Origin of the sequence: Devosia nitrariae (genome assembly GCF_030160115.1) — a bacterium.
GTDB lineage: Bacteria > Pseudomonadota > Alphaproteobacteria > Rhizobiales > Devosiaceae > Devosia > Devosia nitrariae.
Genome location: NZ_BSNS01000020.1, coordinates 1 through 18,023 on the forward strand (window position 1 = coordinate 1; position 18,023 = coordinate 18,023).

General features: G+C 63.8%; 16 protein-coding genes. 6 read left to right on the forward strand and 10 right to left on the reverse strand.

Annotation, left to right across the window (positions count from 1 at the left end):
- Window positions 1-174 precede the first annotated feature (174 nt).
- On the reverse strand, window positions 175-990 hold the full coding sequence (locus tag QQK18_RS17215) for an IclR family transcriptional regulator (RefSeq protein WP_284341601.1): 816 nt from the start codon (window positions 988-990) through the stop codon (window positions 175-177).
- Between the two features lie 192 nt (window positions 991-1,182).
- On the opposite strand from QQK18_RS17215, the gene QQK18_RS17220 reads away from it, so the two are divergent.
- The gene (locus tag QQK18_RS17220) at window positions 1,183-1,599 is read left to right on the forward strand and encodes a GlcG/HbpS family heme-binding protein (protein WP_284341602.1); all 417 of its coding nucleotides are present in this window, start codon (window positions 1,183-1,185) and stop codon (window positions 1,597-1,599) included.
- Between the two features lie 77 nt (window positions 1,600-1,676).
- Here QQK18_RS17220 and QQK18_RS17225 read toward each other — a convergent pair whose 3' ends face one another.
- Complete coding sequence (locus tag QQK18_RS17225; protein WP_284341603.1) at window positions 1,677-2,399, reverse strand: FadR/GntR family transcriptional regulator; 723 nt, start codon at window positions 2,397-2,399, stop codon at window positions 1,677-1,679.
- A gap of 161 nt (window positions 2,400-2,560) precedes the next feature.
- On the opposite strand from QQK18_RS17225, the gene QQK18_RS17230 reads away from it, so the two are divergent.
- Window positions 2,561-3,568: a 4-hydroxythreonine-4-phosphate dehydrogenase PdxA gene (locus QQK18_RS17230; protein WP_284341604.1), complete on the forward strand. Its 1,008-nt coding sequence runs from the start codon at window positions 2,561-2,563 to the stop codon at window positions 3,566-3,568.
- 121 nt (window positions 3,569-3,689) lie between these two features.
- On the opposite strand, the gene otnC is transcribed toward QQK18_RS17230, so the two are convergent.
- The 5 genes from otnC to QQK18_RS17255 are packed head-to-tail and all read right to left on the reverse strand — an operon-like array spanning window position 3,690 to window position 8,661.
- Window positions 3,690-4,334, reverse strand: coding sequence for a 3-oxo-tetronate 4-phosphate decarboxylase (gene otnC / locus QQK18_RS17235; RefSeq protein WP_284341605.1), 645 nt, complete (start codon window positions 4,332-4,334; stop codon window positions 3,690-3,692).
- Window positions 4,331-5,581: a 3-oxo-tetronate kinase gene (gene otnK, locus QQK18_RS17240; protein ID WP_284341606.1), complete on the reverse strand. Its 1,251-nt coding sequence runs from the start codon at window positions 5,579-5,581 to the stop codon at window positions 4,331-4,333. The genes otnC and otnK overlap by 4 nt, the downstream gene beginning before the upstream one ends.
- A 56-nt stretch (window positions 5,582-5,637) precedes the next feature.
- Complete coding sequence (locus QQK18_RS17245) at window positions 5,638-6,735, reverse strand: sensor histidine kinase (protein ID WP_284341607.1); 1,098 nt, start codon at window positions 6,733-6,735, stop codon at window positions 5,638-5,640.
- Window positions 6,732-7,169, reverse strand: a complete 438-nt coding sequence (locus tag QQK18_RS17250) for a response regulator (protein WP_284341608.1) — start codon at window positions 7,167-7,169, stop codon at window positions 6,732-6,734. The genes QQK18_RS17245 and QQK18_RS17250 overlap by 4 nt, the downstream gene beginning before the upstream one ends.
- A complete protein-coding gene (locus tag QQK18_RS17255) occupies window positions 7,162-8,661 on the reverse strand; it encodes a sensor histidine kinase (protein ID WP_284341609.1) in 1,500 nt (499 codons plus the stop codon). Before QQK18_RS17255 ends, QQK18_RS17250 begins: the two co-directional genes overlap by 8 nt.
- Window positions 8,662-9,034: 373 nt before the next feature.
- Between QQK18_RS17255 and QQK18_RS17260 the strand changes: the two genes are divergently transcribed.
- Window positions 9,035-9,553 carry a general stress protein gene (locus QQK18_RS17260; protein WP_284341610.1) on the forward strand — a complete coding sequence of 173 codons (519 nt, stop codon included), beginning with the start codon at window positions 9,035-9,037 and terminating at the stop codon, window positions 9,551-9,553.
- 64 nt (window positions 9,554-9,617) lie between these two features.
- On the opposite strand, the gene QQK18_RS17265 is transcribed toward QQK18_RS17260, so the two are convergent.
- The gene (locus QQK18_RS17265) at window positions 9,618-10,154 is read right to left on the reverse strand and encodes a DUF421 domain-containing protein (RefSeq protein ID WP_284341611.1); all 537 of its coding nucleotides are present in this window, start codon (window positions 10,152-10,154) and stop codon (window positions 9,618-9,620) included.
- A 270-nt stretch (window positions 10,155-10,424) separates the two neighbouring features.
- Here QQK18_RS17265 and QQK18_RS17270 point away from each other — a divergent pair, with 270 nt between their 5' ends.
- Together QQK18_RS17270 and QQK18_RS17275 are read left to right on the forward strand one after the other, a co-directional pair.
- Complete coding sequence (locus tag QQK18_RS17270) at window positions 10,425-11,210, forward strand: glucose 1-dehydrogenase (RefSeq protein WP_284341612.1); 786 nt, start codon at window positions 10,425-10,427, stop codon at window positions 11,208-11,210.
- 31 nt (window positions 11,211-11,241) lie between these two features.
- The gene (locus QQK18_RS17275) at window positions 11,242-13,605 is read left to right on the forward strand and encodes a glycoside hydrolase family 15 protein (protein ID WP_284341613.1); all 2,364 of its coding nucleotides are present in this window, start codon (window positions 11,242-11,244) and stop codon (window positions 13,603-13,605) included.
- A gap of 195 nt (window positions 13,606-13,800) precedes the next feature.
- Here QQK18_RS17275 and QQK18_RS17280 read toward each other — a convergent pair whose 3' ends face one another.
- On the reverse strand, window positions 13,801-14,553 hold the full coding sequence (locus QQK18_RS17280; protein ID WP_284341614.1) for a carbonic anhydrase: 753 nt from the start codon (window positions 14,551-14,553) through the stop codon (window positions 13,801-13,803).
- A 386-nt stretch (window positions 14,554-14,939) separates the two neighbouring features.
- Complete coding sequence (locus tag QQK18_RS17285) at window positions 14,940-16,328, reverse strand: sigma-54-dependent transcriptional regulator (RefSeq protein ID WP_284341615.1); 1,389 nt, start codon at window positions 16,326-16,328, stop codon at window positions 14,940-14,942.
- A 310-nt stretch (window positions 16,329-16,638) separates the two neighbouring features.
- Here QQK18_RS17285 and QQK18_RS17290 point away from each other — a divergent pair, with 310 nt between their 5' ends.
- On the forward strand, window positions 16,639-17,934 hold the full coding sequence (locus tag QQK18_RS17290) for an MFS transporter (RefSeq protein WP_284341616.1): 1,296 nt from the start codon (window positions 16,639-16,641) through the stop codon (window positions 17,932-17,934).
- Window positions 17,935-18,023: the final 89 nt, after the last annotated feature.

The following is an 18,023-nucleotide window of genomic DNA, read 5'->3' on the forward strand; positions in this document are numbered from 1 at the left end:
GCGGCATCCTCAACATGACCGCCATCGCCGCAACCGAAGCGCTGGCCAATGGAGGGTGAGGGTTAGACTAGTGCAATGCTGGCGCTGCCCGCTCACTCGTGCCGGTTGAGTTCGCGCAGGGCGGGTGGCCACCGGCATGGCGCCGGAGCCGCACCATGTGGTGCGGTGCCTTTTCTAAGCGGGAGACTCTGGAGCGTCGTCCGGCACGCGTCCGCCCAGAGCCACCGTGAGCGCACGCGCAGTCTGCGCAACCAACTGACCGACAGTCGCGGTACGGTCCTCGTCGAGCCTCTGCGCCAGACCCGAAACCGAGATTGCGCACAGCGCCTCGCCCTGCTGGCCGTACACTGTTGCCGCTATGCAGCGCAGTCCGGTCTGGAACTCCTCGTTGTCGACGGCGTAGCCTCGTCTGCGGATGCGGGTCAGGTCGTCCCTCAGGTCGCCCGCCCGTGTCAGGGAGTTCGCCGTGAGCTTGTGCATTCCGTAACTGGAAATGATCGCGGAGACATCGGCCGGCGAATAGGTGGCCAGCAGCGCTTTGCCCATGCCGGAGTTCACCATGGGGGTGCTTCCTCCGACACGCGTGATAGCACGCATGATCTCGCGGCTCTCGACCTGCGCGAGGAAGATCATGCGCCCGTCAACGGCGACGCCGAGGTTGGCGGTTTCCCGTGTCTGGTCGCGCAACTGCCGCAGGAAGGGAATTGAAGGCGCAACAAAATTGCGTTGCTGCGCGAACGTTGCTCCGACCTGAAATGTCTTGCGGCCGACGTGCCACAATCCATCCGTCTGATCGAACTGCACGAAATGCCGCTTTTCCAAAGTCGTGAGCAGGCGATGCACAGTCGAGAGCGACAGGCCGGCGCGCGCCGAGAGGTCCGTCAGCCTGTATCCTTCTGCATCCTCGCCCAACAACTCGAGTAGCAAAAGTGCCCGCTCGACAGACTGGACGCTACCGGAACGTTGGGCAGCTTCCGACTTCTCCCGCATTCTGCTCATCATCACACCTCCTCTGCACAGCTAACGGAAGAACCATTCACAGGCCAGGGTTCGGAATGACATTTCCGCATCGTGGAAATGCCTGGGCAGAGGATCGTAAGTCTCGAGCGACTGGCGTAGGCAAGCGAGAATTCGTCTCTGGCCCTCGGGCCGCCATCTGAAGTTCACTTGTGGAAGTACGACATGAAGACAATCCGAGAGCTTGATCTGAGCGATGCTCGCAAACTGCTGGAGGGAGCTCGTGCCCTCGAGATAGGGGTGCCGATGTGCATTGCTATTGCCGACAGCGCCGGGAACCTCCTCGCCTTCGAAAGGATGGACGGGGGCAAGATCACAAGCATCGTCATCGCCATCGACAAGGCCTTCACTGCCGCGGCAGCTCGCAAGGCGACCCACGAGTACGGGGAGGCCAGCCAGCCCGGAAGTCCCGCCTATGGCATCAACTCGGCCATAGGTGGCAGGCTGATGATTGTTGGTGGTGGCTTACCGGTCCAGGTCGATGGAGAGGTCGTCGGGGCGGTAGGAGTGAGCTCCGGCACCCCGCTTCAGGATCGCGCCGTGGCGCAGGCCGCATTGGATCATTTCAGTGCCGCTGGTTGATTTGTGACGGCGCAGCGAGGCCTGTTGGTACTCTGGCAGACCAAGGTTCCGCGGAAGCAAGACGCCCGGCAACCGGGTCAACTGGCGTCGATTACGTCCAGCGTCGTGCAATGGATGCGGTTGAGGTGGTTCTCGACGGCGGCAATGGTCGCATCTGCATCTCGCCGCTCGAGGGCGGCAAGTATCTGGATATGATCGTCGAGGCTCTTGGCAACCGCGCCGTCCTCCAGCAGGACGCGGCGGCGGAATTCGAGGCCGATCGAATACATTTCGTGCAGGAAGTCGGAGAGCATGGCATTGCCGCCTGCGCGGTAGATGACGTCGTGGAATTCGGCGTCGGAAATCTGGAAGCGTACCGGGTCGTTGGTCATCTCGTGCTGGGCTTCCACCAGCCGGCGCAGGCGCTGGAGCTCGGCATCAGTGATGCGTTCGACGGCTAGGCGGGTGGTCGGCCGTTCGACGACCAGGCGGGCTTCATAAACCTGCCGGGCGGTGTCGCGCGTCAGGTCACGGTCGCGGGTGTTGGCCGCCCGCGGAAAATCGGCAGTGCCGATGACCCGCGTGCGGCTGCCCTGGGAAATCTCGACCATGCCGATTGCGGCGAGCATCTGGATCGCGCCGCGCACGGTCTCCCGGCTGACCTCGAGGGTCGCCGCCAGCTCGCGCTCGCTCGGCAGCCCATCCCCCGGCCGCAGCAGTCCGGACTGCACCATTGCGGCAATCCGGTGGCTGACCTGCTCACGAATCGTGCGCTTGGAGAGACCGGCTTTGAGATCCCTGAGGTCCAATGTCGCGTCCATCCGGCCCGTTCCCTGCTGCCCCATACCGTTGCCATCCATGTGTAGCAAGTTCAGATCATCTGGTCTAGTGGTACTGTGGCCGGACCAGTTGACAAGCTATTTGTCCTATGGTTGGGTGAGGCCAATCGGGGCAAAGACCCGCCTGTGGGAGGATAGCGAACGTGACAAATCCCTGCATTGCTGCGGTGCTTGGTGACCCCGCCGGCGTTGGTCCGGAGCTCATCGCCAAGCTCATTGCCGCTGACCACAATCGCAGCCGCGCCGCCTTCCTCGTTGTCGGAGATCGCGCGGAACTCAAAACGGGCATCGAGATCGCCGGCGTTTCGTTCCCGTTTGAGGTGACCGACGAGAAGCCGTCACGCGCTCCTGCCGACGGCGTTCTGGTGTGGAACTATCGCGGCCGCAGCGTTGCGCCGTTCGCCCGCGCCGAGGCAACGAAGAATGGCGGCGTCTACAGTCTCGACACGCTGCAACGCGCCATCGAGCTGACCACTGCCGGCGTTACCGACGGCATGCTGTTCGGGCCGCTGAACAAGAGCTCGCTGCACCAGGCGGGGCTCGCCCATGAAGACGAGAGCCAGTGGTTTGCGCACCTGTTGGGCGCCGCCAACGTGCCGCATGGTGAACTCAATTATCTTGACGATCTCTGGACCAGCCGCGTCACCAGTCACGTTGCCCTGAAGGACGTGCCGGCGCTCATCACCCGCGACCGCATCCTCGACGGTATCCGCCTTGCCCATTCGACGCTGACCGCGACGGGCGTTGCCAGGCCGCGCATCGCGGTCTGCGGGCTCAACCCGCACAATGGCGATAATGGCAGCTTCGGGCGCGAGGAGATCGAAATCATCAATCCCACCGTAGAAGAGGCCCAACAAATGGGTTTCCCGGTGGAAGGGCCGTTCCCGGCCGACACGATATTCCTGCGCGCCAAGAACTATGACGCGATCGTCACCATGTACCACGACCAGGGGCAGATCGCGATGAAGCTCATGGGCTTCTCGCGCGGGGTGACGATACACGGCGGGCTGCCGATCCCGATCACCACCCCGGCGCATGGCACCGCTTTCGACATCCACGGACAGGGCAAAGCCAATCCGGGCGCCATTCAGGCGGCCTTCGACATCGGCCTCCGCCTCGCCATCAGCAACCGCAACAGGGCCGCTGCCTGAACATGCTCCACGCGCGCGATGAGATCGTGTCCGGCCGTTCGGCGACGGTATCGCTGCCGCCGCTGGGCAAGATATTCGACGCCGGTGGGGTTTACCTCGCCGCCACCGCCAGTTGGTGCGCCTATCGACGAGGGCGGAGCGCTACCGCTTGCTCCGGCGTGAGCGGGCGAATGGCGCGACCTTCGAGCATCAGGAACAGCTTGGCGGTCTCCTCCAGCTCCTCGACGGCATACTGGGCCTCCGCGAGCGTGGCGCCGGCGACGACGGGGCCGTGATTGGCGAGCAGCAGGGCATGGTGCTCGCCGGCCATCGCCTCGACCGCGCGGGCAAGGGCCACGTCTCCGGGTGGGAAATAGGGCACCAGCGGCAGCTTTCCGATGCGCATGACGTAATAGGCCGTGAGCGGTGGCAGCACATCGGCAGGGTCGAGACCGTCGAGGACGCTGACGGCGACGGAGTGGGTAGAGTGCAGGTGGACGACAGCGTTGGCGCCTTCGCGCTCGCAGTACATACAGCTGTGGAGGAAGGCTTCCTTAGTCGGCTTATCGCCGGAGACGTGGTTGCTGTCGGGGTCGAGCAGCGAGAGGCGCGCTGGATCGAGGTCGCCGAGCGAGGAGTTGGTCGGCGTCATCAAGGTCGAACCGTCGGTGAGGCGCACGCTGATATTGCCGGTGGAGCCGGCGGTCAGGCCGCGATCGAACAGTGACTTGCCGACGCGGCAGATGGCGTCCCGCTCGCGGGTCGCCTGGCTGATGGTGGCGGTCATGGCAGCAGGGTCCAGGCCTTGAGGAAGAAATCGTCCTTGCCGAAATTGCCCGATTTCAGCGCCAGTGCGAAGGGCGTGCCGTCGCTGTTGCGCGCCAGCGTCCATGGCACGCCCGGATCGATCTCGGGACCGATCTCCAGCGACCTAACGCCGAGGGCGCCGACGACCGCCCCGGAGGTCTCGCCGCCAGCAACCAGGAACCGGTCGACGCCTTGGCGTGCGAGGGCAGTTGCCACCTCGGCCAGAAAAGCCTCGACCAGGGCGCCGGCTCTCTCGACACCCAAGGCCTGCTGAGCGGCCGCGACCTCTTCCGGTTCGGCGCGGGAGTTGACGAGAACGGGGCGGGCCGACGGCTGCGCCATGACGAAGTTCACAGCCACGCCCGGCACGATGCGGCCGGCTGCGATATCGAGTGGAGAGACGGCCATTGCCGGTATGCCCGTGGCCTTGGCATAAGCGACCTGGCCGCGCGTCGCCGCCGAGCAGGAGCCGGCGAGAATGACGCTACGGCCGTTGGGCATGGACAATGGCGTGCGTTCGCCCTTGCCTAGCTCGTCGCCGAAATTGGCCGGCAAACCCATGGCGACGCCCGATCCGCCGGTCACGAGCTTCAACCCGCGGCAGGCGCGCCCGATCTCGATCAGGTCTGCGTCGGTGATGGCGTCGACGATGGCGATGCCATCGAGAGCGGCGAGCGCGTCCTCGAGGCGGGCGGCGCCGGCGCGGACCTTTTCGTGCGGGATGAGGCTCACCGGCGTACGGCTCTGGCGCTGCAGGAGTCTGACCAGATCGGACTCGCGCATGGGGGTGAGCGGATGGTCGCGCATGCTGCTCTCGGAAAGCAGCTTATCGCCGACGAAGAGGTGGCCTTTGTAGACGGTGCGGCTGTTGGCGGGGAAGGCGGGACAGGCGATGGTGCGCGTTTCGCCGAGAAACGCCAGCAGTGCATCGGTCACCGGACCGATATTGCCCTTGTCGGTCGAATCGAAGGTCGAGCAGTATTTGAAGAACAGTTGCCGGGCACCGGCGGCGAGTAGCGCCTGAGCCGAGACAAGGGACTGTTCGACAGCAAGCTCCGGCGCGATGGTGCGCGACTTCAGCGAAACGACGACGGCATCGGCTGCCCCAGCATGGAATGTCGATCCGGGGACGCCGACCACCTGCAACACGCGCATACCGGCGCGCGTCAAGGTCAGCGAGAGATCGGTAGCGCCGGTCAGATCGTCAGCGATGGCGCCAAACAGCATGGGAAACCCGGTAGATGGACTCGTCAACTTGCATACTGGCCCAATCAGCGGGCCAGTCAAGATGCTCGCGGGCCGTGAGGAGGGGGCGAGCTGGCGATGGCCTGCTCTTTGGGGAACTCCAGAACCATGCGCGTGCCCTGATGTTCCGTATCCTGAGTGACGGTGGCGCCGAGCTTGTCGGCCATCGCTGCAACGATAAGGCGTCCCATTCCTGTCGACGTGGACTGCGGTGGCGAAAAACCCGCACCATCATCTTCGACGCAGAGTCGAATGCTCTGTTCCGCGCATCTCTGCAGGATCACGCGTACCGGTCCGGTCTCGTCGGCGTAGGCGTACTTCATCGCGTTGATGACGAGCTCGGTCACGATGATGCCGACGGCGACGGCGCGATCAGGGTCGATGGAAACTGCATCTGCGGTAAGCGACAGCCATCCGCCGGATGTGCCCGAGGACGACTCGATATCGGCAGTGAGGGTGTGCAGATATTGGTCCAGCGAGATCGAGCGGACATCGTCCGACGTATAGAGGCGCTTGTGGACCTGCGCGATGGCGATCACGCGGCCGTATGCGGTTGCGAGCGCAGCCGCGGCTTCCGGATTGACGTCGGACGTGCGCTGCATGTGCAGAAACGAACAGACGAGCTGGAGGCTGTTGCCCACGCGATGGTTGACTTCGCGAAGCAGCATGGCTCTTTCGAGCGCGAGCGCTTCGAAGCGATCCCGTGCTGCTCGAACTTCGTCCTCGGCCGCCTCTTTATCCCGTCGCAGCTTCTCATCCGCCAGGACGCCTTCTATTGCAGCCTCGAGGAGAAGAAGGAACTCGCCCCCGACGTCCTTGATGACATAGTCGGCGGCGCCGGCCTTCAGGGCTGCGATGGCAACGCGCCCCTCTTCAGTACCGGTGACATAGACGACAGGTGGTGGTGCCGGCTCGGCCTGGATCGCCTTCAACGTTTCAAGGCCATCCTGGCCGGGCATGTAATGGTCGAGAGCCACGACATCGAAGGTGCCTTCTCGCAGGCGCGCCAGCCCTTGCCGTCCGCTTGCGGCGGTCTCGATTTCGTACCCCCTTCTGCCGAAGTGCTTGCTGACGAGCCGCGCCAGGGCCTCGTCGTCATCGATATAGAGAAGTCTGATCGAACCGGAGCCGGTCATGCTGTGTCGGGTACCTGGATAACGGAAAAGAACAGGCCCAACTGCCGGATCGAGTGGGCAAAGCTTTCATAGTCTACGGGCTTGGTTATGTAGACGTTGCAACCCAGATCGTAGCAGCGTTGGATTTCGTGGCGGTCATCGGTCGTCGTCAGGACCACGACAGGGGATCGCCTGAGCTGCTCGCTTGCCTTGAGACGCTTGAGAATGTCTATCCCGGACATGTCCGGCAGGTTAAGATCGAGCAGAATGAGAAGGGCCCGGCCAGTGTGCCCGGCGTTCTGCCCCTCTGTGTCGAACAGGTATTCGAGGGCACTGGTGCCGTCGGAGAACTGCACGATTTCGTTTCGAACCCCTGCACGGCGGATGTTTTTTTCGATCAGCCGCGCGTGGCCCTCATCGTCCTCGATCATGACGATCGTGACATGCTCACTCATGGACTGGCTCCCCTGAAGAGGCCGGTTGGCGGCTGGGCAAAGTCACCCTGAAGATGCTTCCCTGACCTGGTTGAGACTGGACGGTGATGGTGCCACCAAGGCGGCTCACGAGCGTGCGGACATGTGTCAGCCCAATGCCTTCACCGGGTTGGTCCTGCGCCCCGGATCGCCGGAAGATCTCGAATATCCGCGCCTGGTCCTTGGCTTCAATCCCCCGCCCATTGTCGCGGACTTCGTATATCAGACCGCTTGCGGTGGTTAGTCCGCTGACAACGATGCGACCGGGGACATCCTGGCGCAGGTATTTGAGTGCATTGTCGAGGAGATTGCCGAAGATCTGCTCGATAGCGAGCCTGTCACCTACTAAAGGCGGCAGCTCCTCGATCTCGATGGATGCCCCGACCGCATGTGCCTGATAGCCAAGCCCGTCGGCTATGGAGCGCACGGATCCGGTCATGTCGATCGGCTCGAGGCGAAATTCTCGCCGCCCCTCGCGCGTAAGCTTCAGGATGGATTTGATGAGCCGGTCCATGCGCCCGATGGACGTCTTGATGAAGTGCAAGGCTTCATCGAAATCCCGGCCCAGTTGATCCTCTGGCGCCGATGTCGCGTCGTGGCCCGCCACACCCACGTGCCGCCGCTCAAGCAAATCCTTACGGATAGCTTCGAGCTCACCGGTGAAACCCATGATGTTGACGAGCGGCGCACGCAGATCGTGGCTCACCACATAGGCGAAGTTCTGGATCTCCTCATTCGCCTGGCGCAGCTCGGCGGTACGCCGGGCGACAGTTTCCTCAAGAGACTCGTTGGTTTGCCTCAGCGCCCCTTGGGCCGCCAACAGCTGCGCGGTGGATCGATGAACCATGGCGATGGAGCCGGCGGCAAGGACTGCGATGATGGTCGCGCCAGCCAGACTAGCGATCAGCAGGAGACGCGTTCTCTCGTTCGACGCCTGCATTTCACCCGTCAGCAGATGCTGTTCCTGCTGCAACAACTGCGCGATGAGCGCGCGAACCTCCTCCGTGGGCGACAGCGCTTGTGCGGTATTCGCGTTCGTCTCCGCCGGCAATGCGGCGGGGACGGTCAGGCGGCCTCGGGCCGCGTCTCCTTCCAGGGAGGCGAGTTCGGCGTCGATGGCGGTGCTCAGTCTCGCGAGCAGGGATGATCGTTCGGGATCGGCGCTTCCTGCCGACGCCGCCTCCAGCTCGCTGAGCGCCAGCCTCACCGCTTCCGCATCATCGCGAAAGGCGCGACCGTAGGATGGCTCGCCCGAAAGCAGCAGGCTGCGCTGGTGGCTCTCTGCCCGCCAGACCAGGCCCTGCAGACTCGCCAACTGCTCCTTGATCTCCAACGCGTGAATCGCCTGCTCTGCGTCCGAACGCGTCTGCTGAACGAGCCACATCGAGATTCCGGCGACTCCCACCAGCAAGGCGAAACCGAGCGCCAGGAGGATCGGCTGATATCGGAACAATGGAGCAGGAGGGTTTGGCATCACGGCGGGAATGTCCTCTGGGCCGACGTCCGCGACAAAGCGAGCTTAGTTCATTGGGCGTCCATAGACCAGCGAAGGGCGTCGTGTCTCGCGGCCTGCGAGCCGCCATTCAAGAAGCGGGCCAACCGGGATCTGGTGCCGGATAGCGCCCACAGAGGCAGGATCGGATGCGGATTGGCTGTTTTGGATGGGGGTTGGTGGTGCAAATCCACCATCTCAGGCAGTGGACATCACCCGGGGATTGAAATTATCGGGCGCCGACAGCATTTTAGAGATCTTGGCCCAACCCTTGCTCCTCGTTTGGTGACCAGGCGACGACACTAAGGTCGCTCGAGCCCTGGTCAATGCAAACCGATCAACACGGAGCAAGATCATGTCAAAAGAAAATGCGGTCATCGCAATTTTCGAAACCCACCAGCGGGCCGAGGACGCGGTCAAGGATCTCGAGCAGTCGGGGTTCGACATGAAGAAGCTGTCGATCGTCGGCAAAGGCTATCACAGCGAGGAGCAGCCGATCGGCTTCTACTCGACCGGTGACCGGGTGAAGGTCTGGGGCGGAACTGGCGCGCTATGGGGCGGCGCATGGGGACTGCTGGTTGGCGTTGCCTTCTTCTGGGTTCCGGGAATCGGACCGCTCGCCATCGCCGGGCCGCTCGTGCCCGCGCTCATCGGCGCCCTTGAGGGCGCCGTGGTGGTCGGCGGCCTCTCGGCCCTGGGCGCCGCGCTCTACAGCCTCGGTGTGCCCAGGCACAGCATCGTGCGCTATGAAACGGACCTGAAGGCGGACAAGTATCTGATCATCGCACACGGCGATGCCGCAGAGGTCGAACGCGCTCGCAGCATCATGGAGCGGCTCGACGCCACGTCGGCCGAGATACTCGAGGCTGCCTAAGAGCTTTCGACTGTTGGGCCTCGCCGATCCTTCCTCCGCGAGGCCCCCAACTGCAAAAGCGGCTCTAGCGATTGCGCGTGGAGCGTACGGTCCGCAATTTCTTTACCGACGGCAGCCCCTTCTGGCAGACGGATATGGTGCCATCTATCTCGAGCACCGCGGACGTCACCTCGTCGATGGACGAAACCCCGTGCTCGCGTAGCGCTGAGGCCATTTCCTCTGCGCTGACGCGCTCGAGCTTCAGGTTTTCATCGAGGAGCCGGCCGTTCTCGACCAGCACGGTTGGGCTGCCCTCGAGATAGTGCCTCAGCCGATCATCGCTCGAGACCAGCCGGTTGAGCGCCAGGATGACGGCGGCACCTAGCAAGCCGCCGATGACGCTCATATCCGGACCGAGCATGGCGTTCTGGACGACGTTGGAGATCAGCAGCAGCGCCACCAGGTCGAAGGGCGTGAACTGCCCCAGAACCCGTTTGCCGGACGCTTTCAACAGCCAGAGGATGATGACGAAGACGACGGCGACCCGAATTGCGGTGGAAAGGATCGTAGCCGGGTCTCCGATGGCCTGTGCCAGGAGTGTCTCGAGTTCATCGGTTGGCATCTCTCGCGTCGTCGCCTCGTTGTTCGCTTGCCCACGTTAGCAATTTTCCTGCCGGAGCGCTCGACACAGAGCGGGACGTAGTGGTCGATATAACCGGAGAACGGTGGACTTGAACACTCCGCCCAAGCCGCGGACGTCTTACAGAGACATAACGCCCTCAAGGCGCAGCCTTTCGGGTATTTGGCCTGCAATTTGCGTTGTCGTCGGTGTCCACCCGATCGTGGCTGCGAATGACAGTCGCCGATCACCTGACAGCAAGGAGCACGATCAATGCTTGCACTGGATTTGAAAGGCAAACGGGCCTTGGTAACCGGCGCCAACTCAGGCATCGGCGAGGCCACCGCATTGATGCTGGCCGATGCGGGCGCCGATGTGGTCGTGAACTATCTGGAGCGCGCGGAGACGGCGGAATCTGTGTCTGCTGCAATCCGTGCCAAGGGCAGTCGGTCGTTCGCCGTTCACGCCGATATTTCGGACGCGACCCAGGTCTCCAGCATGATGGCCCGGATGGCGCAGGAATGGGGCGGCATCGACATCCTGGTAAATAACGCCGGCATCGATGGCCATTCCGCCCTGGGTTGGGAGGCAGACGTCGGAGCATGGCGCAAGGTCATCAACGTCAATCTCTTCGGCGCCTTTCTCTGCTCCCGCGAAGCGCTGAGGCGCATGGTGGCGCAGCGGGCCGGGGTGATCGTGAACCTGTCGTCGGTTCACGAGATGATCACCTGGGGCGGGTTCAGCGCCTACACGGCCTCGAAAGCAGCGGTTTCGATGCTGACCAAGACCCTGGCGCAGGAGGCGGCACCCCATGGCGTGCGGGTGATCGCCTTGGCTCCAGGAGCCGTCAAGACGCCGATCAACCGCAACGTCTGGGGCGACGCGGCTGGGCTCGCGGACCTGAAGCGCAAGATCCCGATGGGTCGGCTCGCAGAGCCCGAAGAGATCGCGAGGATGGTGGCTGTCCTCGCATCCGATTTTGCCAGCTACGCCACCGGCACGACGCTTTTTGTTGACGGCGGCATGACCGATTTCGCCGACTTCGCCCATGGCGGGTGACGGTGTTCCACACGAACAACGCGAGGATCAGATGAGCAGCGAAGATTTCGATGCGCCAGGCGCCCCGGGCATCCGGCCGACCTGGGCTTCAAGTGCAAAGGACATGGTGACCACCGCACTGGGCGGTAGCCGGCTCTGGGCGACTCTGGGCCACGGCATCCTCAACGAGGTCTACTGGCCCTCCACCGGACGTCCACAGATAAGAGATCTGGGGTTCGTCGTCGCCGGAAAGGCCGGTTGGCACGAGGTCAAGCGCGTGCAGCACTACCGGATATCGACGCCGGAGGCGTTCGTGCCACTCCCAAGCGTCGTGCATCAAGGTGACGGATACAGGCTCGAACTGGAGTTTCTGGCTCACCCGCTTCGGGACGTGCTGCTGATCCGCTACAAGCTCGATGGCGAAGGCTTCAAGCTCTACACGTTGCTCGCACCTCACCTCAACGGTGAACCCATCAACAGCGCCTTCGCCGGCGAAGACCTCTGGGCGCGGCAGGGGGAAACTGCGCTCTGCCTGCGCAACAACAGCGGCCTTTCATGTACCAGTGCCGGGTATGTGGGCGTCTCGGACGGCTGGCAGGACTTCGACACGAACGGCGCCATGACCTGGACCTATCCGAGGGCGGCCGACGGCAATGTCGCGCTGACGGGTGAACTGGCGGCGGGCAGCGGGACCCTTGCCCTCGGCTTTGCCAAGACTGTCGCGGGCGCCCGTACGCTGGCGCGCTCCAGTCTCGCCGACGACTACGACGACGTGCGCTCCATTTTCATAGGCCAGTGGGAAAGCTGGGGGGAAACCCTGACCCTGCCTTACCTGTCGCCGGAGCTGCACCGCGCCGCCGGCATTTCCGCCTCCGTCATCAAGATCCACGAGGACCGCACGTTTGCCGGGGCCGTTGTCGCCAGCTTGAGCGTTCCGTGGGGCAGCAGCCACGACGATCCCGGCGGCTATCACCTGGTCTGGACCCGCGACACGGTTGAAGCCGCCCTGGCCATGATCGCCGTCGGCCAGGTGGATGATGCGGCGCGAACGCTCGCCTATCTGATCGGAACCCAGGCGGAAGACGGAAGCTGGGCGCAGAACTATTTCCCTGACGGCACCGGATACTGGAGCGGGCGGCAACTGGATGAGGTGGCCTTGCCCATCATTCTGATGGCCAAGCTGAAGGCCCTGGGTCGCCTGACCAACTCCGCCCCCGTCGAAGAGATGGTGCGCAAAGCCGCCGGCTTCATCGTGCGCAATGGCCCTATGTCCGATCAGGACCGGTGGGAGGAGAATGCAGGGGCAAGTCCCTTCACCCTCGCTGTCACCGTCTGTGCTCTGGTCGCCGCGGCCGATTTTTTCGAGGAGGATGAGCGCACATACATATTGTCCCTCGCCGACTGCTGGAATGAGCGGATCGAGGATTGGACATACTGCCCCGGCGGAACACTTTGTGCCGCAACCGGCGTCGACGGCTACTATGTGAGATTGTCGCCGAAACCCGCCGACGGTGGCATACGAGGTGCCGTGACTGTGCGCAACGTCGCGCAAGGCGCGATTGCCGCGACCGACCTGGTGGGGATGGACTTCCTTTACCTGGTGAGGACGGGGTTGCGTTCGCCGAACGACCACCGGATTCTCAATACCGTTCGGGTCGTGGACGAGATGTTACGTGTCGAAACGCCGAGCGGACCGTCGTTTCACCGCTACAACGGCGACGGGTACGGAGAGCATGCCGATGGTTCGGCATTCGACGGCACCGGCATCGGTCGTCTCTGGCCGCTGCTGACCGGTGAGCGCGGCCACTACGCCGCGGCTGCGGGGCAACAGGTTGACCCTTATCTCGAAGCCATGGTGCATATGAGCGGGCAGGGCGGGCTCATGCCCGAACAGGTCTGGGACACCGATGCCATCCCCAGGCTCGGCCTGGAGCCCGGCAAGCCGTCGGGGAGCGCCATGCCGCTCGTCTGGGCCCATGCCGAATTTCTGAAGCTCCTCGCAACACAGGCAACCGGACGGCCGGCCGAGCTGCTCGACGAGGTGGAACGGCGCTATCGGGGCCATCCGCCAGAGGCGCGTCAATGGCACTGGCGCAAAAGCAGTCCCTTTATGCAGATGCCCGCCGGCCGGCATCTGCATTTCGAGGCCGCCGAGCCCTTCGTGCTGCACTACAGCCTGGACGGTTGGCGGCAGACGGTCGATCAGGCGTCCCGCGAAACCTGCTTCGGGTTGCACGCCGTTGCCTTGACCGCCGAAACTCTCGCCGGCTGCGAGTCGATCGCGTTCACCTTCTACTATCCTCGCCGGGACAGCTGGGAAGGGCGGGACTTTGTTGTCGAGCGGACCCCAGACGAGGCGGGCTCCACCTCGACCGGGGCAGGCGTGCCCGCGTCGATTGCCGTCCCCCACGCATAACGTGGCTGCGACGGCACGACGGGTTGAGGCGCGAGGTGCTTTGCCGCTCGGCCAGGTTCAAATGACGCCGGGTGCTGGCCGATCGGCCAAAGGAGAAGCGGCGGTGCCGGGAGTTGGCGCACTACGGCGGCCCCGCCAGCCAAACTTTGGCTGGCGGAACCCAATGTGCGAAACGTGTGGCTGCAACTCTCCGCTTCAGTCCAGGCTCAGGATGAAGCGCCGGTTACGTGGACGGATCGGCCGCGCGTTCATGGAGTAGAGCGCCGTGTAGCGCTCGATGTCGGCTTCGTCCACCTGGACGGGCTCGGTCGCCAGCATCCAGTCGACGTTCTCGGTGCAAGGAGGCGTCGTCAGCGACCCCTCATAGGTCCAATAGGCGAGCGAGGCCGGCAGGATGCCATTGGGATCCATGTCGTCGACCGCCACTTCCTCACCCGCCTCGGCCGGAAACGCGGCAGCCAGGCCCGCGAAGCTCTCATTGGCACGGCCAGGGGTGAAAAACACGCCCAGGACACCCAGCGCATCGCTGCTCGTGTCCTTGTGGACGAAATGCGCCTCCATCGGGAATTGCTGCCCGTTCACCCGATGCTCGCTAGGGGCATGGAAGTGGAACTGCAACAACTCATAGGTGCGCTCGCCGCGCGTCAGCGTGCTGCCTTCCGGCATATTGATCTGGATGGTGTGGCCATTGTTGACCATCGTCCCGCCGCCCTTGCGCCAGCCGATCGTGATGTTGGGAATATCGGCCTTGACCGCGGACGCAATGTCGATCGGGGATTGTTGGGTGCCGGTGGAGCAGGCGAAGTTATTCGGGTCCAGATCGGCCCAGTGCTCTGGGCCTTCATGGCCCTCATAGCTCCAGTGGGCCGTTGCCGCCTGGGCCGCCTGCGCGCAGATCGGGCATGCCCCGAGCGCAATGAACGCCTGGAGCAGATGACGACGATGCATAGGTTTTACTCCGTGATGTAGTCCTTAGTGGTTGGATTGAAGGCCACGTGAGGCAATCGGGCTCGCACCAGGCCCCGCGCGCACGAGGGCACACGCGGGGCCTGGGCTCCGAAGGCCTGACGCTAGGCGGCCTTCAAACCTGCGCAGAGGTGGCGTTGAGGGATCGCAACTTGCTGTGGGCAATTCGATGCGTCGCCATGATCGTGATAGACCAGAACATCAACGTCTCCGTGCAGGCTGGCAGCAGCCAACGTCCGGCTGCTGCTCGCGTCTGAGCAAGGTGTGGGCCAAAGCCATCAAGTCCTTGGCACTGCACAGGAAAGTCGAGAAAATCTTCGCGCTTGTCGGCGCGGACTGGAAACTATCCACCGCGCCGGTGGGCGAAATCAACCGGTCGTCGTGCGTCGTAGACCGTGCCGCGCCATGCGATACCGCAGGGTCTCGCGTGTCATGCCGAGCCGCCGCGCGGCGGCCATGACATTGTTGCCGTCTCGTCGAAGCGCCGCTTCGATGATCCGCTTCTCCATGTCGTCGAGGCTCACCGACCCATCGAGGGGCAGGCGGAGGATGTCGCCGGATTCAGCCATCGCGGTGGTATTGTCCTGCCTGATCTGCAGCCACTCGGTCGGCAGCTCTTCGCCCGACGACAGCAGGACCGAACGCTCCATGACGTTGCGCAACTCGCGCACATTGCCCGGCCAGTCATAGGCGGCAAGGAGCTTACGGGCGGCCTCCGGCACCCGCCGCACGCGTTTTCCGGAGACGACGTTGAATTCGCGGATCAGCTCCGCGATGAGTTCGTCCAGATCGTCCTTGCGGGCGCGTAGCGGCGGCAGCTCGAGCTGGAAGACACCGAGCCGGTGGTAGAGGTCTTCGCGGAAGCCCTTCTCCGCCACCAGGTCGCGCAGATTACGGTTGGTGGCGGCGATGATCTGCAGGTCGACCGGGATCGACCGCTCGCCGCCCACCCGGCGGATGGCCTTGTCCTCCAGTGCCTTCAGCAGCTTGGCCTGCAGGTCGATGTGAAGCTCGCCGATCTCATCGAGGAAAAGCGCGCCTTCATGCGCCTGCTCCATCAGCCCGCGATGGCTGCCCTTGGCGCCCGTGAAGGCGCCGGCCTCGTGGCCGAAGAGCTCTGACTCGAGGAGCTCACGCGGCAGTGCCGCGCAGTTCACCTCGATGAGCGGGCCGCCGGTGCGCGGACCGCTGTGATGCAGGATACGCGCGGCAAGGCCTTTTCCCGTGCCGGTCTCGCCGACGATCACGATGCCGCTTAATGGCGCCTGAGCTAGCCGCGAAAGCGTGTCCCGCACTTGGGCCGCGGCCTTGCTGCGACCGATGAAGGCGGCGGGGCTGTAGCGGCCCTGCTGCTGCGACGTCTCGTCGGCAAGCCGCCGCTGCGCGCGGGCTCCGCGATAGGCCGCGCTCAGAATGCGGTCGAGCCGGTCGCGATCCATGGGCTTGGTCAGGAAATCGAATGCGCCCAGCCGCTTGGCGCGCTCGGCGTCGGGCGCCTCGCCGAAACCGGTAAGGAAGATCCATTCCCGCGTGTCGCCTTCCGCTCGCGCCCGCTCCAGGAGATCGAGCGCGTTGCCGTCCGGCAGGTGCAGATCCGAAAGGACGACTAGCCCCTCATGGCCGGGTCCCGTGACGAATGGTTCCGCCTCGCCGAGGCTGCGCACCAGCCTGGTTCTGCGGCCTCCGCGTTCGAATTGGCGCTTGAGGTCGATACCGAGCATGGGATCGTCCTCGATGATCAGCAGGTCTTCACCCATTCCAGGCGGGGTCTCCTATGTGCAACGGCTCTACACGATTTTGATCCAGCCGATAACAACATCCACCAAAACGGCGGTTGAAATCCACCGCCTTGGTCGGGGCCGTCGCACCGAGCCGGCATTGGAAGCCCCGTCAGACGGATCCTTGGAGCCGAATCTGCCAATAGGAACAAGGTTCTAGGCAAACTGCCGAGCAATCCTCGGCGCTGCGGCAGCTTGTGGCCCACTTCTTGAAAGGCGGCCTGTGGCGCGGACCGGACGAGCCATGCTCGCCGGAAAGCGCGCCGTTCCGCCAAGAGGAGAGAAAGCCGTGTCTGCCCTATCCGATCTGCGATTGCTCACCAAGCAGCAGCGCAACGCCGTCGTCGCGAGCTTCCTTGGCTGGACGCTCGACGCCTTCGACTTCTTCATACTGGTCTTTGTCCTGAAATACGTGGCGACCGACTTCGGCACCGACGTTGCGAGTGTGACGATCGCCATCACTCTCACGCTGGCAATGCGCCCCGTCGGCGCGCTGATCTTCGGTTATGTGGCCGATCGGTTCGGACGACGGCCGACATTGATGGCCAACATCCTCCTTTACTCGGTGCTTGAATTCGCGTCCGGGTTCGCGCCGTCGCTGACCATGCTCATCGTGCTGCGAGCGCTTTATGGTATCGCCATGGGCGGTGAGTGGGGAGTGGGGGCCTCGCTGACCATGGAGACCATTCCACCGAAAATGCGCGGCCTCGTCTCCGGCCTCCTGCAGGCTGGATATCCTGCGGGCTATCTGGTCGCCTCGCTCGTCTTCTTCCTGCTTTTCCCTTATGTCGGCTGGCGCGGCATGTTCATGCTGGGCGCGCTTCCGGCGCTCGTCGTGCTCTATATTCGCTCGACGATCGAGGAATCCCCCGTCTTCCTGGCCCGCCGGGAGAAGGCGGAGCGGGGCAGGACATGGACCACGATCCGGGAGCACGCGGGGCTCTTCGTTTATGCTGTGCTGCTGATGACGGCCTTCAATTTCTTCAGCCACGACACCCAGGACCTTTACCCGACCTTCCTTGAAGTGCAGCAGAACCTGTCGACGACCGCCGTTGGAACCATCGCCGTCGTCTACAATATCGGCGCCATCCTTGGCGGCATCACCTTCGGACTGTTGTCGGAAAGGATCGGCCGACGGCGGGGTATCGTGATCGCTGCCCTGTTGGCACTGCCCGTCATCCCTTTATGGGTCTATTCGTCGGGACCCGTGCTCCTGGCGATTGGCGCTTTCCTGATGCAGTTCGCGGTGCAGGGCGCCTGGGGCATCATCCCCGCCCACCTCAATGAGCTTTCACCCGATGAAATCCGCGGCACCTTCCCGGGTTTCACTTATCAGCTCGGCAACCTGCTCGCCTCCGCGAACGTCACCCTGCAGGCCGGCCTCGCCGAACACTATGGCAACAACTATGCCCTGGCACTCGCAGTGGTGGTTGCGATCGTCGCCGTGGCCGTCGCGCTTCTGGCCGGCTTCGGCGTCGAAGCCAAAGGAATTGCATTCGGGCGAGGCAAGGGCGGCGGACCGCAGGAGGGCCAGTCGACAACGCCGCCAGATCCCGCCAGCCAGAGATATGTGAACGTTCATTGACAGGACGAAGGGGGGCGACCGCGCGCTTGCCCGGTCGCCCGGGGGAGGGGCGATGCGTGAAAATTCGCTTGGGAATAAGGAGCGCCGCG

Coding starts and splice junctions, on each gene's coding strand:
- otnK (WP_284341606.1), bottom strand. CDS start 5,581: ATGCTGTTTGGCGCCATCGCTGACGATCTGACCGGCGCTACCGATCTC.
- QQK18_RS17260 (WP_284341610.1), top strand. CDS start 9,035: ATGTCAAAAGAAAATGCGGTCATCGCAATTTTCGAAACCCACCAGCGG.
- QQK18_RS17215 (WP_284341601.1), bottom strand. CDS start 990: ATGCGGGAGAAGTCGGAAGCTGCCCAACGTTCCGGTAGCGTCCAGTCT.
- QQK18_RS17275 (WP_284341613.1), top strand. CDS start 11,242: ATGAGCAGCGAAGATTTCGATGCGCCAGGCGCCCCGGGCATCCGGCCG.
- QQK18_RS17220 (WP_284341602.1), top strand. CDS start 1,183: ATGAAGACAATCCGAGAGCTTGATCTGAGCGATGCTCGCAAACTGCTG.
- QQK18_RS17255 (WP_284341609.1), bottom strand. CDS start 8,661: ATGCCAAACCCTCCTGCTCCATTGTTCCGATATCAGCCGATCCTCCTG.
- QQK18_RS17280 (WP_284341614.1), bottom strand. CDS start 14,553: ATGCATCGTCGTCATCTGCTCCAGGCGTTCATTGCGCTCGGGGCATGC.
- QQK18_RS17285 (WP_284341615.1), bottom strand. CDS start 16,328: ATGGGTGAAGACCTGCTGATCATCGAGGACGATCCCATGCTCGGTATC.
- QQK18_RS17250 (WP_284341608.1), bottom strand. CDS start 7,169: ATGAGTGAGCATGTCACGATCGTCATGATCGAGGACGATGAGGGCCAC.
- QQK18_RS17245 (WP_284341607.1), bottom strand. CDS start 6,735: ATGACCGGCTCCGGTTCGATCAGACTTCTCTATATCGATGACGACGAG.
- QQK18_RS17265 (WP_284341611.1), bottom strand. CDS start 10,154: ATGCCAACCGATGAACTCGAGACACTCCTGGCACAGGCCATCGGAGAC.
- QQK18_RS17225 (WP_284341603.1), bottom strand. CDS start 2,399: ATGGACGCGACATTGGACCTCAGGGATCTCAAAGCCGGTCTCTCCAAG.
- otnC (WP_284341605.1), bottom strand. CDS start 4,334: ATGACCGCCACCATCAGCCAGGCGACCCGCGAGCGGGACGCCATCTGC.
- QQK18_RS17270 (WP_284341612.1), top strand. CDS start 10,425: ATGCTTGCACTGGATTTGAAAGGCAAACGGGCCTTGGTAACCGGCGCC.